The organism is Candidatus Cryosericum septentrionale (assembly GCF_003570995.1).
Classification (GTDB): domain Bacteria; phylum Caldisericota; class Caldisericia; order Cryosericales; family Cryosericaceae; genus Cryosericum; species Cryosericum septentrionale.
In genome coordinates this window covers 432-20,222 of sequence record NZ_QXIY01000012.1, presented here as the reverse complement: position 1 = coordinate 20,222, position 19,791 = coordinate 432, and the positions used below count along the sequence as shown (strand labels likewise).

The following is a 19,791-nucleotide window of genomic DNA, read 5'->3' as shown; positions in this document are numbered from 1 at the left end:
CCTATCAGGCGGATTCCTGCAAGGGAATGCGCTCGGTCGTCCCGTCGGTTCTCGTCGTAATGATCTCATGGCACTCCGAGAAAAACTCGTCTCCCACGGCTACCTCCGTGACTCCCTTGAAGGAAGGAAGTTCGAACATCAGATCCACCATGGGCTGGTCGACTACAGCTTTTAAACCACGGGCTCCCATACCCATGTCTTTCGCTTTTTCGGCTATGCGTTCCAGTGCGGATTGAGTGAATGCCAGGCTGACCCCGTCCATGGCAAAGAGCTCCTGATACTGCTGGACGATCGAATTCTTCGGCTCGACTAAAATCCGCCTCAGATCACTCACTGAGAGTTCTTGCAGCTCGAGTTTCAGAGGGAATCTGCCAACGAGCTCAGGCAACAAGCCAAACTTGACAAAGTCGGCGCTGAGCAGCTTCTTGCCTTCATGGTCGGCGGGTTCGTGAACGAACCCAACCTCCCTCGGAGTTGACCGGAGTTTCCTGATATTGTCGAGTCCGTCAAATGTCCCACCCCCAATAAAGAGAACGTCTCGGGTGTTGAACTTGATGTTCTCCTGAAGAGGATGCTTGCGTCCACCCTGAGGAGGGACATTGGCAATAGTCCCCTCCACGATCTTGAGCAGTGCCTGCTGGACTCCTTCACCACTGACGTCACGCGTGATCGACGGGTTTTCGGACTTCCGCCCAATCTTGTCGATCTCGTCGATATAGACGATGCCACACTCAGCCCGAGCGATGTCGAAATTCGTAGCCTGCAGGAGTCCAAGGAGGATGTTCTCCACATCCTCGCCAACGTAGCCCGCCTCAGTGAGTGTCGTTGCATCAGCAATGGTGAACGGAACATCAAGAATGCGGGCGAGAGTCCTGGCCAGATAGGTCTTGCCGACCCCCGTGGGCCCTGTGAGCAGGATGTTGGACTTCTCGATCTCTACCTTGGAGTCCTTCTTGGCTCTCAGGCGTTTGTAGTGGTTGTACGCGCCAACAGCGAGTGCCTTCTTGACCTCATTCTGGCCAATGACGTACTCGTTCAAGCGCGCATAGATTTCCTTGGGGCGCAGCGACTTGAAATCGATGTTATGACTCTCGTGCCTGGACTGCTGCATGAGCTGGTTGCCCCGCTCGATGCAGTCGTCGCAGATGTACGATCCGTCGAGTCCCTTGATGAGCAGGCCGACCTCACTCGACTTCTTGCCGCAGAACGAGCAGGACGGTTCTTCGCTATTGTGGCTGGGCATTCTTCCCCAATGGACCAGCTTCCCCTGCAACGCCAATCTTAGAGATGACCTGGTCTACGATGCCATACTCCACCGCCTCTTCGGCAGACATGAAGAAGTCTCGTTCGGTATCTCTTCGCACAATCTCAAGAGGTTTTCCCGTATGTGAGGCGAGAATGTTGCTCACAGACTCCTTGATCCGCAGAATCTCCTTGGCCTGAATTTCAATGTCCGTCGCCTGCCCCTGTGCCCCGCCCCAGGGCTGGTGGATCATAATACGCGAGTTCGGCAGCGCAAATCTCTTTCCCTTGCGTCCGGCAGCAAGAAGAATGGCGGCGAGGCTTGCTGCCTGTCCCAGACAGATGGTGGACACAGGAGCGTTGATGTACTGCATGGTATCGTAGATCGCCATGCCAGGAGTGACTTCGCCACCAACGCTGTTGATATAGAGATAGATGTCTTTGGTGCCGCTTTCGGCGGTTAGATAGAGCATTTCGGCGACGATCAGGTTCGAGACCTGTGTATCGATCTCTCCGCCGAGAAATACGATACGATCCTTCAGCAGCCGGGAGTAGATATCGTAGCCACGCTCTCCATGAACCGTCTGTTCGACTACGTATGGAATGACGCTCACTGTACCTCCTGCTTGGCCTCTGAGGGCTCCTTCAACTGAACTGTGCCAACAATAAGGCTGCGCGTATTCTCCCATACGATAACGTTCCGGATCGTCCTGCGCCCATTCTCCGTCGTCGTGTCGATACCTGCCTTGGCCAATTCTTCCTTATGCGATTCCACATACGCCTCGATGTCTCCGTCCCCAGCCACGATACCGCACGCTCTCTCAGTTGCCTCCATCAGGAGGTCGCGCTGAAGCATTTTGACAGCGTCCGCTTCAACATCCTGAGTCAACTGTTCGGCGCTGATATTATTGTACTTCAGATACTCGTTGAGAGAAAGCCCATTGCGGGCAAGGCTGTCCTTGATTTCGCCCAGCCGTTCCTGAGTCGCGTTACGCCGAACATACCCAGGGAAATCGATGCCCCGCTTCTCAGCAGCGCTCTCGATAGCACGGCTGAAGATCGAGTCCTTCCTGGCCTCGTCCGCCTTGTGCTGTTCGTCTTCTTCAAGAGTCTTCCGAAGCTCCACGAGGGAGTCGAACGCCCCGACGCTCCGCGCAAATTCGTCGTTGACTTCTGGAACGTGTTTCTCAGCAACACCGTCGAGAGTGATGTCTCCCTCGAGGGCACTCTCCTGCATCTGCACACTGAAGTGCTTCGATTCTCCGACATTCATTCCACTAAGGAATGGCTCGTAAGCCTTGCCCACTTCGCCCTCACCCACCGTGAACTCCGTGTGGTAAGGATTCTGAGATTTCTCGGTCGCGATGGTGACCGTGACGGAATTGCCCTGAGCAGCCGGGCCATCCTTCGGAGACGTCTCGGTCACAGCATCGACAAGAGCCCTGATGCGGCGTTCGACGGCTTTGGTCGTGTCAGTCGGGACGTCTTCAACCTCCACGCCGCTCCACAGATCATGATCTGCCTTGGGCATCTCGAAGACACGTATGTCGACCTTGAGCCCCTTGGCTGCATCATCTTCCAGTACTGAATCGACGAGTTCGGGCTCAAAAATGAGGGCGTCGGTCTCCTTGTGTTCCTTAAGGAACGCGACATAGGTTTGAGAGGCTGCCTTTTGAAGGACGTCGTCCTTCAACTCCTGATCGCTGACATATTTGGCGACAATGGAAAGGGGAGCCTTGCCCGGACGGAACCCAGGTATGCGGAGTTTGCCGGCCATCGCCAGCGTCGCCTCGCGGCGCATTGTTGAGACTTCGTCGGCACTGAATGTTGCAGAGAGTACGGTCGAATTGCCAATCTTGTTCGTGGTGGTGTATTCCACGGTCTCCTCCAGGTTGGTGCGAAGGGCGGGAGTCGAACCCGCATGGAATTACCCACTGGATCCTAGGTCCAGCGCGTCTGCCAGTTCCGCCACCCTCGCTGAATACTTACTGACATCGCAGGGAACTGAATCTTTGGGCAAGTGATGGTGGGTCGTGCAGGACTTGAACCTGTAACCGCCTGATTAAGAGTCAGATGCTCTACCAATTGAGCTAACGACCCACAACTTGAACGCAACGATTATAGGACTTTTCATGAGAGTGTCAAGCGATCCCACGGCCACACCTGCATCACATGCCGCGCCGTCGATCCTCGTAGCTCGCAACACAGTTGGCGCGCCCAGATGCCGTCAATTGGAACCTCGTCGTCGCCGAACTCGCCCAACTGGTGGCCATTACGCAGCCCCAAACAAGACGTCCCGAACACTCGCTCCCATGCAACTCTAATCCTACTCCCGAACGACCGCCCCGTCAAGCCCAATGCAAGGAGCAGCCGTGAAGGGGGCCAACAGGATCCGCACCATGCAGGATGCGCTCGCACTGTATCACGAGTTAGGCCTGTCCTGCTATCCAACCGTCTTCATGGAGAAGCGGTGCATGCCTGGTGTCGGCTGGAGAGTCTATCAGCAACGAGTGCCAATGGGTGAGGAGCTCGGACTGTGGCACTACAACTACAGTCAGGACAATGGAGGCCCTGGTTACGGAATCGCCATTCCAACGGGCTATGGCACTGGCTCGATCGTCCCTTATGCCGTCGACTCCGACCACGAGGTCCCTGAGAGCATAGAGCGGTGTCATACCACAACGATTGAACATGAAGGACGCGGTCCCTGTTTCGTGTTCAACGGACCTCCGGGCATGGGTCCAGCGAAGCTCGTCGTGAACATCGATGGGACCGAGGTCGAGCTGAAGGGGATGGGGGGTAGCTTCACAGCACCCTTCAGCATCTACGAAAACGGAACGCCGTACCACTGCTGCCCGGGGCAGGGATAGGATCAGACCAAGGATCTACCCTTCATACTTAGACAAGCCCAGGAGGAGTACGCCATGAAGCCACAATTGCCAAAGTTGCTCAACGCTCACGGGTACGATCAACGCTGTCTTGCCACAATCATGGACCCCCATTGGACCATACGCGACGGAGAGTGCTACGACAGCTTCTGGGTTGCCTATTGGCTGCTTCAGCGAGAAGACGACAACGGGAAGGGCAAGAACACGAAGAAGCATGCAGAACAGGTCATCCGATACAGGAATGCCATGCTCGAAAGACCGCTCGAGGAGAGTCGACTGAAGGACATCTTCAATGACAAGAGCTTGAAGTACACGCCAGGGTGTAACGCTGCCAAGTCTCGTTTGCCCTGGATCAACAGAGAGAAGCTGTGCTGGAGGTGCCAGCGCATGGAAAAACACTGTCTGGCGAACCTCCTCAAGGCTCAGGAGGAAGGCCTTAACCCAACGGCTTTGGCCGTCCTCTTGAACATCAGCGTCACGGGGGATACTTCCCCTACAAGAATCGCTGCAGCCATCAACATGAAAGACTATCGCGCCATACAAGCAGCCATGACACGAATCATGGCAGCAGGGTGCTGGCCGGACAACGTAGACCTACCTGCGTCAAACGCAGGTGGCCCGGACAAGTCAAACATGGCAAACTGTGACTCTACGACAGGGTCTTCAGACAGATGACAATTGAGAGGATTCCCCTAGTAGGGGGCTCCTGGGGGATGATGCTTCTGGACACGCGGGGTCTTAGTCTTGGTTTTTCTGGTAAGAATCCTTAGTTGATTTGTGGATAACCCGGCGGCGGCCCGATTTTCGCAAAGCGGCGCCCCCTACCCGGCGGGGCGCTCACTCGTTGAGTAAGAGGCAAGATGACAGCACAAGGACACGGCATTAAACACTCCGACTGCACCCGACGCATAGCCAGCGCCTGTCGAGTTCCTTGGGTAAGAACCAGTCAGGACGGTCCTGAATTTCAGAGCGGCTCGAGAATACGTGGTGGAGATAGGGGCGAACAGACAGTCCTGCGATCCATCGGCATCGCTAATGTTGAAGCTGATGTTGGAGGTGGTCCTTGGTATCTCGTCTGGCGTGACAGAGCGTCGAAGCAGAGATGTGCCGAGGCTTCTGTCCCAGACAATCCAGAACCGAGGACGGTGAGGGACCAACCAGCCAGCAACTGTAGTCATGGGGCTTCCTTACTGCGCCCCATACGCACTGCGTCCAGCGCCATAGTAGGCTTCATAGACGTGCTGGAACACGACACTGGTCTAGTGCTGAGACAGCGCAGGGTATACATCTTGGGCAAGCCCTGGTCCAACAACTTCTCAATGGTTACCCACACCCCAGCCCGGGATTTATGACGCTTGCGCCAATCGAGCACCAGTTTTGCCTCCTTCATTGTCTTGGACAACTCCCGAGCGGTTGCCTTGACCTTCTTTCTCTCTTCCGCCTTGCATGATCTTGCGACAATCGTGCGCGCCGACGAGCTTCGACCTCCTTGGGTCTGACCTGGAAAGCGGTGTGCCTGCGAAGACCACCAGTGGCGCACATACACAAGGCAAAGAAGGGACACTTCCGTCCTTCAGCGAGCCAAGGCTCATATTTACTCCCGAGGTCAGTCCCAGATGTCGTTGATCAGCAAGCGAATGGGCATGAAGCTGTGGGGAACGGAGATCTCAACTGGATTGCCAACTTCATCTGGGGCATTGCTGATGATGTGTTGCGCGACGTCTACGTGCGAGGCAAGTACCGAGATATCATCCTGCCGATGACGGTCATACGCCGTATCGACGCGGTCCTGGAACCAACCAAGCAGGCTGTCTTGGACATGAAGCGGAAGATGGACAAGGCCGGCCTCACCAGCCAGGACGCCGCGCTGAGCCAGGCTGCGGGACAGGCCTTCTACAACGCCTCGCCGTATACCCTGCGTGACCTCACCGCCAGCGCACATGCGCAGCAGTTGAAGGCCGACTTCGAGACGTACCTCCACGGCTTCTCTTCCAACGTGCAGGAGATCCTGGACAAGTTCAAGTTCCGCAACCAGATCGCAACCATGGTCCAGGCAAATATCCTGGGCAACGTCATCGAGAAGTTCCTGGACAGCTCTTGTTCCTCGCCAACATGCTGTCCAAGATGAAGACCGACACGCCCCTCGGCAGCCACATCGCTGAGGTCCACAACGGCTCATCCCTGTTCACCGGCGATGCCGGTCAGGGCGAGAGCAACATCCGCCGGTGGATCATCGAGAACGACTGGCTGGAGGCCATCATCGCACTGCCGCTCAACATGTTTTACAACACGGGCATCGCCACTTACATCTGGCTGCTGTCCAACCATAAGGCCGAACACCGCACTGGCAAGGTCCAGCTCATCGACGCCACCCAGTGGTACCAGCCACTGCGCAAGAACTTGGGCAAGAAGAACTGCGAGCTGACCCCGGACGACATCGCTCGCATCGTCCAGAACTACGAAGCATTCGAAGAGACTGAGCAGTCGAAGATCTTCCCCAACGAGGCGTTCGGCTACACCAAGGTCACTGTGGAGCGCCCGCTGCGGCTCAAGAGCATCGACCCGGACCATGCCTATACCCCCAAGGAGATCAAGGCGCTGAAGGAAACTGGCGAACGTGACGAGACCGCGCCACCTGTCATCCGCAAGGTACACCCCGTCGGCAGCCACCGCCTTGTCGTCAACGACGGTGAAGCCAACACTCCCATTGCCAGCCGATGGAAGCAATTTGCTCCTGGGTAATCCCAGCAAAGCCGTGCACGACAGGAGCACATCTCCCGATAACTATTTGATGAACAGCGGGTATTATACCCTGTCTTACAACCGGGACCGTGGTGAACCAAATTGGGTGAGTTGGTATCTTGGTGGCTCCTCGCTCGGTTCAACAGATCGGTTGAACGATTTTGGAGCAGACAGTACTCTGCCCACCGGTTGGTATCAGGTGAAAGCGAACGGTTATTCCGGTAGTGGTTTCGACCGTGGGCACAACTGCCCGTCGGCAGATCGGACGTCCAGTGTCGCCGCCAATTCATCGACCTTCTTGATGACGAACATGATCCCACAGGCCCCACCCAGGGAATTGGCCGTTGCTGATTCTTTTGATGACTACAAGTGTGATGATTATATAGATATTAATTATACAGATTTTTAGGAAAAACTAGTTTTCCTGCCTTAGAGCCTGCTGCAAAATAGAGTAATTCTTCCTAGATTTGAATAATATTTTAAATATCTGCCCGTTCTTACCGGTTTCTTATTCAATTTTTTTATAGGGATTATAAATTCCGGCATGAATTGCTGTATTATACTTACAGGATGTGAAAGCAAATTCTTATGAATAAACTTCCAGCCGTCAGCAGGAGAATAGTATTTCTGGATGAATTGCGCATCGGTGATTGTACTGTAGAAAAGGCCTGGTTTTTTGAGAAACCAGGCCTCGCTTGATTAGCCTTTGAGCGAATCTACCAGTAATCCACGCAAGAAGTAGCTGCAGATAAAATTGAATTATTCTTTTTCTCTATTACGGGTTGCAACATCAAATACAACAGCAGCCACAAGCACAAGGGCTCTAACGATGTACTGATAGGATATATCGATGCCCATAAGGTTCATGCCGCTCGTCAGTGACATCATAACCAACGCACCGATGATCGACCCTGTAACCTTGCCAAGGCCACCGGACGCTGATGCACCGCCGACAAAAGCCGCCGCGATTGCATCCAATTCAAACAGAGTTCCCGCCGTCGTTGTGGCGGATTTAAAACGGGACGCGAACAATATGCCCGACAGACCGGCAAGCATGCCCATCGAACCGAAAATCACATAGGTTATTTTCTTTACACTGATGCCGCTCAACTCAGCCGCCTCTGGATTTCCACCGACAGCATAAATATGTCTACCGAGCACCGTCCGTGACATAATGAAATTATAGACTAAAACCACAATCAATACGACCACTGTAGTCCATGAGAGGCCTTTGTATCCTGCGAGCACCCAGGTGATACCCCCGACTAAAGCCGACACGAATACCAATTTAATGATGAATAAATGCATCGGCAATACTTCAAAGTTGTAAGCCCGCATCTTTCTGCGGTTGTTTATCGCGTTTATGATGAAAAGTAGAATGACCAGAACTCCGAGGATAAGAGTTAATTTATGTACTCCGGGTAAAATCCCAATGTCGGGAATGTCGGGAATATAGCCGTTGCCTATGGCGTTAAAAGCGGCATTCGGAATAACTATCGTGCCCTTACTCATAGTTACAAGTTGCAATGCTCCTCTGTAGCCTAACCATCCGGCAAGCGTTGCCACAAAGGCTGGGATTTTCATCTGCGCCACCAGGAAAGCGGTGAAAATTCCTGCCAGAACTCCGAGCGCCACTGCAAGCGCTATGCTCGCATATACAGGCAGGTGCCAGGATACCATAGCGGTTGCCGCTACCGCGCCGAGGAAGCCTGAGAGATAACCAACCGACAGATCTATATGCCGAATGATAATGACCAGCGTCATACCGACCGCCAATACTGCTATATAGCCCGTCTGGTTTATCAAGTTGCCTATGTTTCTCGATGAAATGAAGACACCTTTCGTCGTGATTGTAAAGATCGCCATGATAACTAACAAGGCGATATACATGCCCCATTCACGGATATTCTGTCGCAATATTTTATTTACATCCTTAATGAACGATATCTTGAACCTCCTCGTGCTCATTATTTGGTTGCTTACTCACTCCCTCGGCAAAATCATCACGTGCGCCAATTATGTAGGCCACCACCCGCTCGCGGAAATCGTCAATGTCACCGGCGACGGGAGTGTCGCAGACCTTGCGCCCGTGGCGCAGCACCATCATTCGGTCGCTAACCTGGTAGATATCTTCCAAGCGGTGACTGATTATGATGATTGAACAGCCCTGTGCCTTGAGCTCTCGCACCAAATCGAGTACCTTACCAATGGCCGCCACACTCAGAGCCGCCGTGGGCTCGTCCATGATGGTGACCTTGGTGTTGAAAGCTGTCGCGCGAGCAATGGCCACCGCCTGGCGCTGGCCACCGGACAGACTCTCCACTTTCAAGCGCACGGAGGAGATGTCAATCTTGAGACGATCTAACAGGCGTTGCGTTTCTTGCCCCATGTGATGCTCGTCCATTATACTGATTGGGCCTAGTTTTACGCTCACCGCTTCACGTCCCATGAAAACGTTGGCGGCCACGTCGAGGTTGTTGGCAAGTGCCAAGTCCTGATACACCATCTCAATGCCCTGCCGGCGTGCATCCCAGGGATTGATAATATGTGCCTTCTTACCCTCGATGAAGATCTCTCCTTCATTAGGGATGTATGCCCCACTGAGAATCTTCATCAGGGTAGATTTGCCGGCAGCGTTGTCGCCCACCAACCCCAGCACTTCGTTATGGTGTAGTACCAGGTCTACCCCTCGCAACGCCTGAACACCACCAAAGCTCTTCCTGATATTCCGCATTTCCACAATAGGTATGGCTTCTCCCATAGGTTTCCTCTCTTTCTTTAAAAAATATATAAATGTATGACGGCACTGAAAAAAACTAAATTTTGTCATGCCGAGCGAAGCGAACCATCCCCACGATAATTAAGAGACTATTCGCTTCGCTCGCGGTACTCCTTTTTTGCAGTAGATTCCTGTATTAACTAACTGTTATGTTATTTCTTACGGCAATCCGGTAAATTCGCTGGCTTTATAGTAACCAGAATCGATCAAAGCAGCCTTTACATTGCTCTTGTCAACAGTAACAACTACGGACGGCTTGGCAGGGACGCCAATCTTGCCGTTGTTGTAGGTGGTGGTTTGTTCAGGAGTTTTGCCAGTGAGATAATCGACAGCCGCGGCGATCGCATCTCTGACTAGCGTCCTGACGTCCTTTAAGACGGTCATCGACTGCTTACCATCAATAATGTACTGTACGGAGGGTATCTCGGCGTCCTGGCCGGTAATCACGTAGCTCTTGACATCCTTGTCGTCACCAAATGCGTCTGCAATTGAACGGGCGGTGCCGTCGTTCGGCGCGAGGATGAATACATTACCCTTATCGGCAGCCTTAGCGATAGTCAGGTTAGCTTCAGCCAGATTCTTAGCGATGGTGAAGTCCCAGTTGGTGGTGACTTGGCCGATGATCTTGCCCATCTCGTCACGGGTCAGCGTGGCTTTGCCCTGTAGAGCAACAGCTTGGCTTGAGTTCTTAATGACGAAGGTGCCGTCGGCAATCTTGGGCTGCAGTACATCCCAGGCTCCCTCGAAGAAGAGGAAAGCGTTGTTGTCAGTGGCAGCGCCAGCATACAGATAAAGCGGGTTTTTGGTGCCAGTGGCCTTGTCAACCAGGTACTGAGCCTGAGCCTTGCCAACAGCAATGCTGTCAAAGGTCACATAGTAATCAACAGCTTTGGTGTCGCGGATCAGGCGGTCATAGGAAATGACCTTTATGCCTGCAGCTCTGGCTTCGTCTGCAGAGGCAGCGGCAGCGGTGGCGTCCTGTGGGCAGAGGATAAGAACTTTGACGCCCTTAGTAATCAGAGCTTCAACATTCTCTTTTTCTTTGGCGGAAGAGCCCTGGCTGAAGAGAATCTCAGCGCTGTAGCCGGCAGTCTTGAGCGCATCATTGAAGCGGGTCTCGTCCTGTATCCATCTCGGCTCGTCCTTGGTCGGAAGAACGATACCAACATCCAGTGTTGCAGCCATAGTAATTGTAACTATCCTTGTACTACTGTTCCAATCGACCTTTGCTCCAATTGTCTCACTAATGAATCTTACAGGTACCACTGTTCTTCCAGTGGGAAGAATCTTGGGTGCAACATCAAGAGTAGTCTCTACGCCATTGACCATAGCAGTTATTGAACCAATGGTGAGAACAATATTCTTATCCCCAAGAACGTAACTCACCGTTTTCTTAACAGGATCCCAGCCTATTTTGGCTCCAAGTGCCTCCCCGATAAACCTGAATGGTACCAGTGTTCTGCCATTCTCGATAATAGGTGGCTGATCAAGAACAACCGCTTTGAAGTTTATAGTCGCTTTTGTAGATCCAATCGTCATCTGAACGACAACACCCCCAGCTGCTCTTACGGGTGTAAATCCAAGAACTGCAGCAAGCAACGCAACAACTAGCAGCATAACCACTGCTTTCTTCATCTTGTTACCTCCTCTAAATCCCTTGCCTCAACCTCCCTATCTGTCTCAACAAAACCATACGCAAAAGTCAGATCTTCTTCCACCCCCTTTTTCGCCTCTGATTGACTTTGGTATTTTTTTAATAGCACGTTTCTTATTAATGTCAATTTTCTCAAATGGTCGCCTTCCACCAATCTTCCGGGCTCTGCTCAGCCCAGCCGGGGCGCGGCGTCGACAGCTGAAGCGGGGCCGAGGCTGTTGCGACAATCGTACCGGTCGCATCGACCAGCAGTCCCTTAACGGATGCTGTCCCCGCGTCGATACCAATAATGCATTCCTTCATCTCTACCATCCCATCTCGCTCTTACCACCTGCACGCCCCGTTCACAATCATGTGCAGGTCAGACCTCGCATTTCAACAGCGATTCCAGACACCCAATCAATGCAGCCAATCTGTTCCTAATCTTATATTAACAATCCTAGAAGGTTCCACAAGAAAGTCAACAGTTTGCACGCTGACGGTTACGCGCTGCTTGAAACGCGCGTTTCAGAATCATCATGGGAACGTCGGGGATCGCTGGTATACTCTCCCGGGTTATTAGCCACGTGGGGAGAGTACTGGATGAAGACCTTTCTGTTCGACCTTGATGGTACACTGCTGGCTGCAAACGAAAACGACTTCATGCACGCGTATTTTGGTGAGCTTACACGTGCCTTGCACGGCCTCCTGCCCGCAGAGGGACTGGCCAGGAACATCCTCGCTGCGACGGCGCGCATGCAGGCGGACACAAGCCCTGGCAGCAGCAACCTGGTGAAGTTCAGGAGAGAGTTCGAGGCCTTGTACCAAGGCGTCGACCAACAGGCCGTTTGGGATCGCATCATGGAGTTCTATGCGACGACGTTCGACGGCTGCTGGAAAAGACCGATCGAGCGATTCAGGAGATTGAAGCTGAGAAACGCCACTGCCTCGAAGGCCAGAATGTCGACTTGGACATGGTCAACGCTGGATTGGCGCTGCTGGACAAGATGGGCTCACTGTGGGCACAATCGGATGTGTCGATACAGACACGGTTGCAGAGGTTCGTTTTCCCTGACGGAATGAGTTTTGACCGCGAGAGATTTGGAACCTCTGCTCTCCCCGCATGCCTACAGCTTAGAGAGAAGGTGATTTCCTCAAGAGGAAGAATGGCGCGCCCAGCAGGAGTCGAACCCGCAACCTGCGGATCCGAAGTCCGCAGCTCTATCCAGTTGAGCTATGGGCGCTAGCCTCACGATCCTGGTGCGCTTAGCAGGACTCGAACCTGCGGCCTACGGATTAGGAATCCATCGCTCTATCCGCCTGAGCTATAAGCGCAGTACTGCAAAGCGTACAACATCAAGGGCTGTGCTCAAGAAAAATGGGGTGGGTAAGGAGACTCGAACTCCCAACATCTGGATCCACAGTCCAGTACTCTAACCAATTGAGCTATACCCACCATATCAGGCTGGCGAGCCCAGCAGGATTTGAACCTGCGACCGACGGATTAGAAATCCGTTGCTCTATCCAACTGAGCTATGGGCCCATGGTCGGGGCGAGTGGATTTGAACCACCGATCTCATGGTCCCAAACCATGCGCGTTACCAAACTACGCCACACCCCGAGTACAAAGAGAATACATACAATCAGCCAAAAATCAAGGTCTCAGCGGTATGGTCCCTTGAAGAGAACACCACAGAGCCTCAACGGCCTGTGCACGGTGGCTGATACGGTCTTTGAGACCGGCATCCATCTCGCCGAAGGTGAGAGAGTAACCATCCGGGGTGAACAGCGGATCATATCCAAAGCCCTGAGACCCACGCGATTCCGGAGTCACGGTCCCGGCGACAGCGCCTGAGCACGCCAGACACCGGCGTGATCGAGGAAGAAACGCGACGATCCAGCACACGAACCGTCCAGGCGTTGACGACACACGGTGCTCTGAGAGAAACGCTGCGAGCGCAGCCCTTTCGGAGAGACTTGCATACCGAAAGCGCGCAGAATGGGCTCCAGGCATGTTGTCAAAAAGGGGTAGCTCAAGGCCAGAATCGTCCGCGAAAACTATACAGTCATTGGGTCCCGTAGCCAAGACGCTCAGGAGACCCGACCGGGCTTTCCTGTATGCGTTCTGGTAGTACGTGGCACCACACTCGACGACGCTCTCCACATCCAGCTCTTCCAAGGGAAGCCTGCAATCCAGACCCCTGAGAATACTGCCAAATTCCTGCAGTTTGTGAGCGTTGCCGGTGACAAGTCGCAATCTCAAACGTCCGCAACCTCTACTGCGCTGACATAGTCACCAAGGAAGAGGCGAGCCTTGTCGAGAAAGTCGCCAGGGTCGCCTGTTGTGAAGAACCTGTCCTGCTGTCCAGCCCCAGTGGTCAACCGGCACTTCTCGAGCACCAGCCCTACCTCGTATGCTAGTTCCTTGCTCGGGTCGACAATCTTGACGGCCGGTCCAAGGATACCTTCCATGAGGCTGTTGAGGAAGGGGAAGTGGGTGCAGCCCAGAACAAGGGTGTCTGCTCCGAACTCCCGCACCGGCTTCAGCACGTCCGCGGCATAATCAGCCACGTCCTGACCTTCAATGCTTCCAGCCTCCACAAGATTCACAAGTTCCTGCGACTGGAGTTCTATCATTTCTACGGTCGGATCCAGCAGCCCCATGGCCCTGAGATAGCCATGGCTCCGTGCTGTCCCGGGTGTCGACAGCACTGCGACTCTGCGGTTGCGGGTCGCCAGCTGTGCGCTCTTGACGCCAGCAGAAATCATCCCCAGGACGGGGACATCCACACGATGCTGGATATCTGGGAAAACGGCGCTGGACGCCGTGTTGCAAGCCACAACAACCATCCGGGCTCCGTGAGCCTCGAGGAACTCGACGAGGGCCGTGGCTCTGCTGATCACCTGTTCCCTCGGCTTCGTTCCATACGGAAAGAAGCGGGAGTCAGCGATGTACATAATAGCCTCTCGTGGCAATCGGTTCTTCAGCTCCCGGACAACTGCAAGTCCTCCAACCCCTGAATCGAACACCCCTATGTAGGATTCCACCAGCAGACCCCTCTACTTGCTGAAGTACTCGACAATGGCGTCCTCGATACCCTTGGCCGCCTTCTGCTGGAACGAGTCCTCGCGCAGAAGACGTTCCTCTTCACTATTGCTGATAAACGCGCACTCCACCAGGACAGCCGGCATGGTATCGATGTGGGACACCAGGTACAGCGATGTCTTCTGCGTCCCTCGGTCCATTCTTCCCAGGGCAGAAACGAGATGCTTCTGGACAAGCGCGGCAAAGACCTTCGATTGGTCAGACCAGTAGCTAACTTCGATACCTCTGATTGATGGTCCCGCATCCGTAGCGTTCTGATGAATTGAGAGAAAAAGATCCGCCCCTGAGCCGTTGGCTATCTGCGCCCGCCTAGTGAGGTCAGGGTTGTCTTTTGACGTATCATCCGATCGCGTCATGACAACACTGGCGCCATCGGCCTCGAGTAACGCCTTTACCTTGAGTGCGATTGACAGGTTGACGGACGATTCCTTCGTCCCGAATGGGCCTACGGCCCCGACGTCGAAGGAGCCCGTCGATGACGTGCAGCCATGACCGGGGTCAAGGACGACTTTCTTCCCTTCAATCTTTCCCTTGACGGCGCCGGAAAGCACGATGACATAGATACCCGTTCCAGGGTTTTGCACATCGGCTGTCGAGGCAGGGGCGTGCAGGCGCAACTCTACGACAGGAGGGACATCGTTCAGACGCTGCTTCCCCGACACAGTGGCCCAGGCCGACAGCACCTGCTTGCCAGAGATAGTGCTGGCCGAAACGCCCTCCAGCTGAAAGACGCTGTAATCGCCGTCCGCCGTCTTCGTCACTTTCAGGTCACAGGCGGACGTGATCGTGATGCTTCCCGACGTACTCGCAGACGCACCTGTGAGGGTAATTGACGAGATGATCGGGTCAAGATATACCCTTAGAGCATCTGCGATCGCCTCAAGTCCAAACACGTGTGCCACAGTCGTCACTGGAACGTACAACAGGCCACTCAGGATCCTCGGCGCGACAGCCATCTCTTCGCTCCAGTGGCTGTTGCCCTGAGCAATCTTCAGAGTGCGCAGCCCGTCCTTCACTACGTACTGTCGATCCCCAAGTGTCAGGCTCGTTTGCTGGTTGGCCGCGTCCCAGGACAGCAGCAGACCGTAGGCATTGGCCACGTCGACGAGCGGCACGAACGTAGCCCCCTGTGCGGAAAACGTCTCTTCGCTGCCGGACAGAAGCTCGCCGCGTAGAAACACGGCCTTCGACGGCGCGGTCGATCCGGGTGCAGTCATCACCAACTGCACCGTCGACGCGCTGGTCGACTGCTTCAAGCCAGTGCCGGACCCGGCAAGATAGACGACGATGCTGGACACGAAGCCGGCCGAGCTCGCCCATACCTTCACCGCCGACACCTGCTGCGTCGGCACACCGGCAATGCCAGCCTGTGCAGACTGCACCAGCCTTGGCAGTGAGACCTCGATGCGTTCAGGATTATGTCCCCGAACAATCGACAGCCCGCTCTTGTCTCCATCGATGTGCATCGTGACGCCAGTCCAGCCGTTCGATGACACCAGCTCGATGCCGGTCAGACTGCAGACGGCACCTCCAGGATCAGTTCCACCGACCACCGTACCTTCAGACATCGCTATCCAGTCTTCGGACGAAGCATCGGAGGATAGTTCGAGGAACACCTGCCTGCCGTCCGTGGCGACACCGACAATGAGCTTGCCCTTGGCAGCAAGCGACCCGTCAGTCCCCGCTACGAACGGCGACGTCACCAGTCGTGCTGATGGACCTACCGAAGTGAGGCTCTTCCCTACCGTTGCCGCGACAAGACTGCTCGGCACTTTCTCCCAGGAGCTAAGCAAGGGCGCGTAGACCCATCCCGTCTTCTCAGCAGCAGTCACACGGCACCAGATCTCCTTTTGTTCGTTCATGGAGTAACCGGTGATCAGAAGGCTCGTCCCGGAGGGCAGGACGCCAAGGCGGTCGTACATGACTGAAGGTCCACTACGAAGGTCCGATGCATCCACCGTCTTCGTCGGGAACTGAAGTTTCGGCTTCCAGAGGGCCAGAAGAGACGATGCCCTGAATGTCGCCTGATTGGACCCAGGAACCTGAACTGTCTGGACTTTCACCACCCACGACGCGACGTAGCCACTGGTTTGTTTGATCTTGAGGGACGAACAGTCCACCTTGTACCAGATCTTGCCACTGGTGTCTTTGGACTCTGACAGAATGCGCAAGGACGTACGTGACTTCATGGTCGTCAGGCGCGCGAAGGCTGTCCCTGCACCACTTCGCAGTGAAGTGCCATCTTCCACGACGACAGCATAGCGAGTGGAAGAAGACTGAGCAGATACAGTCGGTTCCGCCTTTGCAGGCACCGATTTCGAAACCGCCGGGCCAGCCGGCGACGTGGTGGCCGAAACATAGGTCACGAGCCAGCCTGCCACGAATCCAAACGAGGCACCCACCCGTATCTTGTACCAGGTCCGTCCCGAAGTGTCTTTGGAAGAGCCGACAACCTCGTATTTTTCTCCCTTGTGTCCAACCCGAATCACGCTGAACGTCGTACCAGCCCCCGACCGGATGTTAGCCTCGTCCGGAATCGTCACGGTCGCTGTCGTGTCACCCCGTACCGTTCCAACAATGGCACCGACGAAAAGAACCAGAACAATGAATACAGCAATCATCTTCTTGCTCAACGCACGTACCCCCTTATCTCACGCTCCACTCGTCGTCTCTCGGAAGTCTCACGAGACCCCTTAGTTGCCAGGAATTTGCCGACAGCCAGATCGACCTTGACGAACCCACCTTCCGAAAAAGAAAGCGATGCGGGCACGACCGTCAGGCCTTGCTGACTGATGAGAGATGCAATCCTGATAAGCTCACGCCGGTGGACAAGGAGTCTTCTGCGACGTTTGATCTCCTCGTCGGTTGTGTGCGCAAATGCATAGGGCCCCACGGACATCTGCACGAGGTAAAGCTCGCGACCGTAGAATCGGCAGTACGAGTCTCCAAAAGTGAATGTCCGCGAACGTACGGCCTTCACTTCCCAACCACGCAGTTCTATGCCAGCCTCCAGACGCTCAAACGTCTTGAAGTTGTGCTGGATCCGCTTATTGGCGACGACCACTCCGGGTTTGTTGTCCATGTCTACCGCGCAAGCACTCCAAGTACAGAGATAAAGTCCTGAGGAAGTGGCGCCACGACGCGAACTTGGACTCCCGAACGCGGCGCAACAAACGAGAGTGCAAATGCATGAAGCATCTGCCGCTCTATGACGAGATTGCGCTGCTTCCTGTAGCCATAAGTATAGTCTCCGAGTACAGGATGTCCAATGTACGAGCAGTGAACGCGGATTTGGTGCGTCCTCCCTGTCTCGATTCGTATCCGAAGGAGAGATGCCTGGTCGCCAAAATGCTGGATGACTTCGAAGTCAGTCGTAGAAGGTCGACCTGAACTATCGGCCTGTCGAAGCAGGAGCCCTCGGGAATGGACTACCCCAATAGGCACATCGATTCGGCCACTCTTCTCCGCAAATGTCCCCCAAACCAACGCCAGATACTGTTTCTGGGCGTCATGGTTGCCCAGCTGTCGCTTGAAGCAGCTCCACCCGGCTTGGGAACGGGCCAGGACCATCACGCCGCTCGTGTCCTTGTCGAGCCGATGCACGACCCCCGGCAACTCGACACCCTCTCCATCATAGAGCGTGACCCCACTTGCCAAGGCCACTTCGGTCAGCGTCCCGGCCGCCTTCCCCGGTGCAGTGAAAACAGGCAGTCCCGCCGGCTTGTTCACCGCAATGATATCGTCATCGATATACAGAACCGGCACCACGACTGACCCCAGCCTCAATTCATGCATGAAAGCCCCATTGGTTGGGAAAGAGAAGTGCGAGACCGCATAGTATTGCACCGGTGGTCACGAGACAGTCGGCCATGTTGAACACGGACCAACCGCGTACCCACAGGAAGTCGGTTACCTGCCCGGCCACGACACGGTCGATGAAATTGCCTGCAAACCCTGCAAAGACGAGAAGGAAACCATGAGCCAGTCCTCGGTCTCCACGGCGCAATACTGCGATAGCCGCAACGCAGACGCCAAGGCCGAGGACTGCATTCACTGGTACGACCCACTGCCGCCCTCCAAAGAGTCCGAACGCGACTCCCTTGTTCATCGTCAGGACAAACCCCACCGGACCTGCCGTGATGACATGCTGGAGAAGAAACCGCCGTGCCATCCATTTGGTGCCCTGATCTGCCAGGATCATCAGGACAACAAGAACCGACCAGCGGAAAAGAGCGCTCGGCCTGTTCATCGTGTATCTTCAGCCATTGCAGTGTCTTCCAGACCGATTTCCACGGTCTTGCTCCTCGAAGCGTGTCCACGTAGGATGCGAACCGCAGAGCGAGCTACGCCAAAGTGACGACTGAGGATCTGCAGGAGCTCCTCATTTGCCTTGCCCTCTGCAGGCCTGGCATGTACGTGGACGCGCCAGGGGTCTCCTGGTTCTACGTCCGACCTGCTGCTGCCTGGAATTACGCGTACGCTGATCCGCATGGTCTCTCCTCTCCAACGCAACTGGGCCGTCCATCCCAGCAACCAGGGACAGGCGGCCCAGCACGTCTGCGCATCTGTCGCCCTACTTCTTCGTCAGCAAGTGACAAGCCACTGTGTGCCCCGGAGCAACCTCAATGGCAAGAGGCTCCTGTTCTTTGCAGATAGGCATCGCGTAGGGACACCGCGTGCGGAAATGGCAGCCAGACGGAGGGTTAACAGGTGAAGGGACATCCCCCTGAAGGATAATCCGCTCCCGCTTGACCTCAGGGTCAGGAACAGGCACGGCAGACAGAAGAGCCTGCGTGTATGGGTGAAGCGGATGATCGAACAGCTCCTCGTTCTCTGCAGTCTCGACGACCTTGCCAAGGTACATGACCGCAATGCGGTCGGACATGTGGCGTACGACAGCAAGGTCGTGGGCAATGAAGAGATACGTCAAGTTCAGCCTCTGCTGCAGCTCCTGGAGCAGGTTGATGATCTGCGACTGAATCGACACATCCAAGGCCGAGATGGGCTCGTCCAGGACAAGCAGTTCTGGATTGATAATAAGCGCGCGGGCAACCCCGATACGCTGACGCTGACCACCGGAGAATTCATGAGGATAGCGCTTTTCGTATTCAGGGCGCAGGCCCACAGTCTCCATCATGGTGGCCACAGCCTGTTTGCGCTCCTTGCGGGTGCCGATGCTATGCACATCCAGAGGCTCTTGAATGATATCGCCAACAGGCATTCGTGGGTTGAGTGAACCATACGGGTCCTGGAACATGATCTGCATGTTCCGACGGAGGGGCCGCATCTGGTTCGGAGTAAGGTTGGTGATGTCCTTCCCTTTGTAGATGATCTTCCCGCTGGTGGGCTGCAACAGCTTCAGCATGGTGCGCCCGGCGGTCGTCTTGCCCGATCCGGATTC

Annotated in this window: 20 protein-coding genes, 7 tRNA genes and 1 pseudogene; 5 read left to right on the top strand and 23 right to left on the bottom strand. The window is 54.8% G+C overall.

Going from position 1 to position 19,791, the window contains the following annotated elements:
- Window positions 1–4: 4 nt before the first annotated feature.
- From clpX to SMC1_RS03130, 5 genes are all read right to left on the bottom strand, one after another.
- Window positions 5–1,243 carry an ATP-dependent Clp protease ATP-binding subunit ClpX gene (gene clpX, locus SMC1_RS03150; protein ID WP_119085351.1) on the bottom strand — a complete coding sequence of 413 codons (1,239 nt, stop codon included), beginning with the start codon at window positions 1,241–1,243 and terminating at the stop codon, window positions 5–7.
- On the bottom strand, window positions 1,227–1,856 hold the full coding sequence (gene clpP, locus SMC1_RS03145; protein ID WP_119085350.1) for an ATP-dependent Clp endopeptidase proteolytic subunit ClpP: 630 nt from the start codon (window positions 1,854–1,856) through the stop codon (window positions 1,227–1,229). The genes clpX and clpP overlap by 17 nt, the downstream gene beginning before the upstream one ends.
- Entirely contained in the window at window positions 1,853–3,121 is a 1,269-nt protein-coding gene (locus SMC1_RS03140) for a trigger factor (RefSeq protein WP_119085349.1), read from the bottom strand. Before SMC1_RS03140 ends, clpP begins: the two co-directional genes overlap by 4 nt.
- A 14-nt stretch (window positions 3,122–3,135) precedes the next feature.
- Window positions 3,136–3,220: transfer RNA gene (locus SMC1_RS03135), tRNA-Leu, on the bottom strand.
- Between the two features lie 46 nt (window positions 3,221–3,266).
- A tRNA-Lys gene (locus SMC1_RS03130) sits at window positions 3,267–3,342 on the bottom strand.
- A 272-nt stretch (window positions 3,343–3,614) separates the two neighbouring features.
- On the opposite strand from SMC1_RS03130, the gene SMC1_RS03125 reads away from it, so the two are divergent.
- The 4 genes and pseudogenes from SMC1_RS03125 to SMC1_RS11215 all read left to right on the top strand — a co-directional run bounded on the left by SMC1_RS03125 (window position 3,615) and on the right by SMC1_RS11215 (window position 7,281).
- The gene (locus SMC1_RS03125) at window positions 3,615–4,112 is read left to right on the top strand and encodes a hypothetical protein (RefSeq protein WP_119085348.1); all 498 of its coding nucleotides are present in this window, start codon (window positions 3,615–3,617) and stop codon (window positions 4,110–4,112) included.
- A gap of 54 nt (window positions 4,113–4,166) precedes the next feature.
- The gene (locus SMC1_RS03120; protein ID WP_119085347.1) at window positions 4,167–4,805 is read left to right on the top strand and encodes a hypothetical protein; all 639 of its coding nucleotides are present in this window, start codon (window positions 4,167–4,169) and stop codon (window positions 4,803–4,805) included.
- 976 nt (window positions 4,806–5,781) lie between these two features.
- A pseudogene (locus tag SMC1_RS11220) lies at window positions 5,782–6,683 on the top strand (type I restriction-modification system subunit M); the annotation flags it as partial.
- A gap of 64 nt (window positions 6,684–6,747) precedes the next feature.
- Window positions 6,748–7,281 (top strand): DNA/RNA non-specific endonuclease, encoded by a 534-nt coding sequence (locus SMC1_RS11215; RefSeq protein ID WP_413814602.1) that lies wholly within the window; start codon window positions 6,748–6,750, stop codon window positions 7,279–7,281.
- 350 nt (window positions 7,282–7,631) lie between these two features.
- Here the strand turns inward: SMC1_RS11215 and SMC1_RS03100 are convergent, their stop codons facing one another.
- From SMC1_RS03100 to SMC1_RS03085, 5 genes are all read right to left on the bottom strand, one after another.
- A complete protein-coding gene (locus tag SMC1_RS03100) occupies window positions 7,632–8,840 on the bottom strand; it encodes a sugar ABC transporter permease (RefSeq protein ID WP_119085344.1) in 1,209 nt (402 codons plus the stop codon).
- The gene (locus SMC1_RS03095; protein ID WP_207799277.1) at window positions 8,806–9,633 is read right to left on the bottom strand and encodes an ATP-binding cassette domain-containing protein; all 828 of its coding nucleotides are present in this window, start codon (window positions 9,631–9,633) and stop codon (window positions 8,806–8,808) included. The genes SMC1_RS03100 and SMC1_RS03095 overlap by 35 nt, the downstream gene beginning before the upstream one ends.
- A 177-nt stretch (window positions 9,634–9,810) precedes the next feature.
- On the bottom strand, window positions 9,811–11,268 hold the full coding sequence (locus tag SMC1_RS03090; protein ID WP_413814603.1) for a stalk domain-containing protein: 1,458 nt from the start codon (window positions 11,266–11,268) through the stop codon (window positions 9,811–9,813).
- Between the two features lie 14 nt (window positions 11,269–11,282).
- Window positions 11,283–11,441 carry a hypothetical protein gene (locus SMC1_RS10500; RefSeq protein WP_165849172.1) on the bottom strand — a complete coding sequence of 53 codons (159 nt, stop codon included), beginning with the start codon at window positions 11,439–11,441 and terminating at the stop codon, window positions 11,283–11,285.
- Entirely contained in the window at window positions 11,438–11,608 is a 171-nt protein-coding gene (locus SMC1_RS03085) for an FGGY family carbohydrate kinase (RefSeq protein ID WP_119085341.1), read from the bottom strand. Before SMC1_RS03085 ends, SMC1_RS10500 begins: the two co-directional genes overlap by 4 nt.
- Before the next feature lie 279 nt (window positions 11,609–11,887).
- Here SMC1_RS03085 and SMC1_RS03080 point away from each other — a divergent pair, with 279 nt between their 5' ends.
- Window positions 11,888–12,367 carry a hypothetical protein gene (locus SMC1_RS03080; protein WP_119085340.1) on the top strand — a complete coding sequence of 160 codons (480 nt, stop codon included), beginning with the start codon at window positions 11,888–11,890 and terminating at the stop codon, window positions 12,365–12,367.
- Between the two features lie 84 nt (window positions 12,368–12,451).
- On the opposite strand, the gene SMC1_RS03075 is transcribed toward SMC1_RS03080, so the two are convergent.
- From SMC1_RS03075 to SMC1_RS03015, 13 genes are all read right to left on the bottom strand, one after another.
- A tRNA-Arg gene (locus SMC1_RS03075) sits at window positions 12,452–12,528 on the bottom strand.
- Window positions 12,529–12,542: 14 nt separating this feature from the next.
- Window positions 12,543–12,619, bottom strand: a tRNA-Arg gene (locus tag SMC1_RS03070).
- A 44-nt stretch (window positions 12,620–12,663) separates the two neighbouring features.
- Window positions 12,664–12,740 (bottom strand) — tRNA-His (locus SMC1_RS03065).
- A 10-nt stretch (window positions 12,741–12,750) separates the two neighbouring features.
- A tRNA-Arg gene (locus SMC1_RS03060) sits at window positions 12,751–12,827 on the bottom strand.
- Window position 12,828: 1 nt separating this feature from the next.
- Window positions 12,829–12,905: transfer RNA gene (locus SMC1_RS03055), tRNA-Pro, on the bottom strand.
- A gap of 33 nt (window positions 12,906–12,938) precedes the next feature.
- Window positions 12,939–13,547: a non-canonical purine NTP pyrophosphatase gene (locus SMC1_RS03050; RefSeq protein ID WP_119085339.1), complete on the bottom strand. Its 609-nt coding sequence runs from the start codon at window positions 13,545–13,547 to the stop codon at window positions 12,939–12,941.
- A complete protein-coding gene (gene murI / locus SMC1_RS03045; protein WP_165849171.1) occupies window positions 13,544–14,332 on the bottom strand; it encodes a glutamate racemase in 789 nt (262 codons plus the stop codon). The genes SMC1_RS03050 and murI overlap by 4 nt, the downstream gene beginning before the upstream one ends.
- Window positions 14,333–14,344: 12 nt before the next feature.
- Entirely contained in the window at window positions 14,345–17,023 is a 2,679-nt protein-coding gene (locus tag SMC1_RS03040) for an N-acetylmuramoyl-L-alanine amidase (protein ID WP_119085337.1), read from the bottom strand.
- Window positions 17,020–17,472, bottom strand: coding sequence for an SsrA-binding protein (gene smpB, locus SMC1_RS03035; protein WP_119085336.1), 453 nt, complete (start codon window positions 17,470–17,472; stop codon window positions 17,020–17,022). The genes SMC1_RS03040 and smpB overlap by 4 nt, the downstream gene beginning before the upstream one ends.
- A 2-nt stretch (window positions 17,473–17,474) precedes the next feature.
- Window positions 17,475–18,185 (bottom strand): RluA family pseudouridine synthase, encoded by a 711-nt coding sequence (locus SMC1_RS03030; protein WP_119085335.1) that lies wholly within the window; start codon window positions 18,183–18,185, stop codon window positions 17,475–17,477.
- A complete protein-coding gene (locus tag SMC1_RS03025) occupies window positions 18,178–18,639 on the bottom strand; it encodes a signal peptidase II (RefSeq protein ID WP_119085334.1) in 462 nt (153 codons plus the stop codon). The genes SMC1_RS03030 and SMC1_RS03025 overlap by 8 nt, the downstream gene beginning before the upstream one ends.
- Window positions 18,636–18,881, bottom strand: coding sequence for a DUF167 domain-containing protein (locus SMC1_RS11210; protein ID WP_119085333.1), 246 nt, complete (start codon window positions 18,879–18,881; stop codon window positions 18,636–18,638). Before SMC1_RS11210 ends, SMC1_RS03025 begins: the two co-directional genes overlap by 4 nt.
- Before the next feature lie 82 nt (window positions 18,882–18,963).
- Window positions 18,964–19,791, bottom strand: an 828-nt coding sequence (locus SMC1_RS03015) for an ABC transporter ATP-binding protein (RefSeq protein ID WP_243626474.1), incomplete at its 5' end; no start/stop codon positions are given.

Excerpts from the sequence above, each read along its gene's own strand:
- clpX (WP_119085351.1), bottom strand. The coding sequence starts at position 1,243 with ATGCCCAGCCACAATAGCGAAGAACCGTCCTGCTCGTTCTGCGGCAAG.
- SMC1_RS03120 (WP_119085347.1), top strand. The coding sequence starts at position 4,167 with ATGAAGCCACAATTGCCAAAGTTGCTCAACGCTCACGGGTACGATCAA.
- SMC1_RS03100 (WP_119085344.1), bottom strand. The coding sequence starts at position 8,840 with ATGAGCACGAGGAGGTTCAAGATATCGTTCATTAAGGATGTAAATAAA.
- SMC1_RS03095 (WP_207799277.1), bottom strand. The coding sequence starts at position 9,633 with ATGGGAGAAGCCATACCTATTGTGGAAATGCGGAATATCAGGAAGAGC.
- SMC1_RS03090 (WP_413814603.1), bottom strand. The coding sequence starts at position 11,268 with ATGCTGCTAGTTGTTGCGTTGCTTGCTGCAGTTCTTGGATTTACACCC.
- SMC1_RS03085 (WP_119085341.1), bottom strand. The coding sequence starts at position 11,608 with ATGAAGGAATGCATTATTGGTATCGACGCGGGGACAGCATCCGTTAAG.
- SMC1_RS03080 (WP_119085340.1), top strand. The coding sequence starts at position 11,888 with ATGAAGACCTTTCTGTTCGACCTTGATGGTACACTGCTGGCTGCAAAC.
- smpB (WP_119085336.1), bottom strand. The coding sequence starts at position 17,472 with ATGGACAACAAACCCGGAGTGGTCGTCGCCAATAAGCGGATCCAGCAC.
- SMC1_RS03030 (WP_119085335.1), bottom strand. The coding sequence starts at position 18,185 with ATGCATGAATTGAGGCTGGGGTCAGTCGTGGTGCCGGTTCTGTATATC.
- SMC1_RS03025 (WP_119085334.1), bottom strand. The coding sequence starts at position 18,639 with ATGAACAGGCCGAGCGCTCTTTTCCGCTGGTCGGTTCTTGTTGTCCTG.
- SMC1_RS11210 (WP_119085333.1), bottom strand. The coding sequence starts at position 18,881 with ATGCGGATCAGCGTACGCGTAATTCCAGGCAGCAGCAGGTCGGACGTA.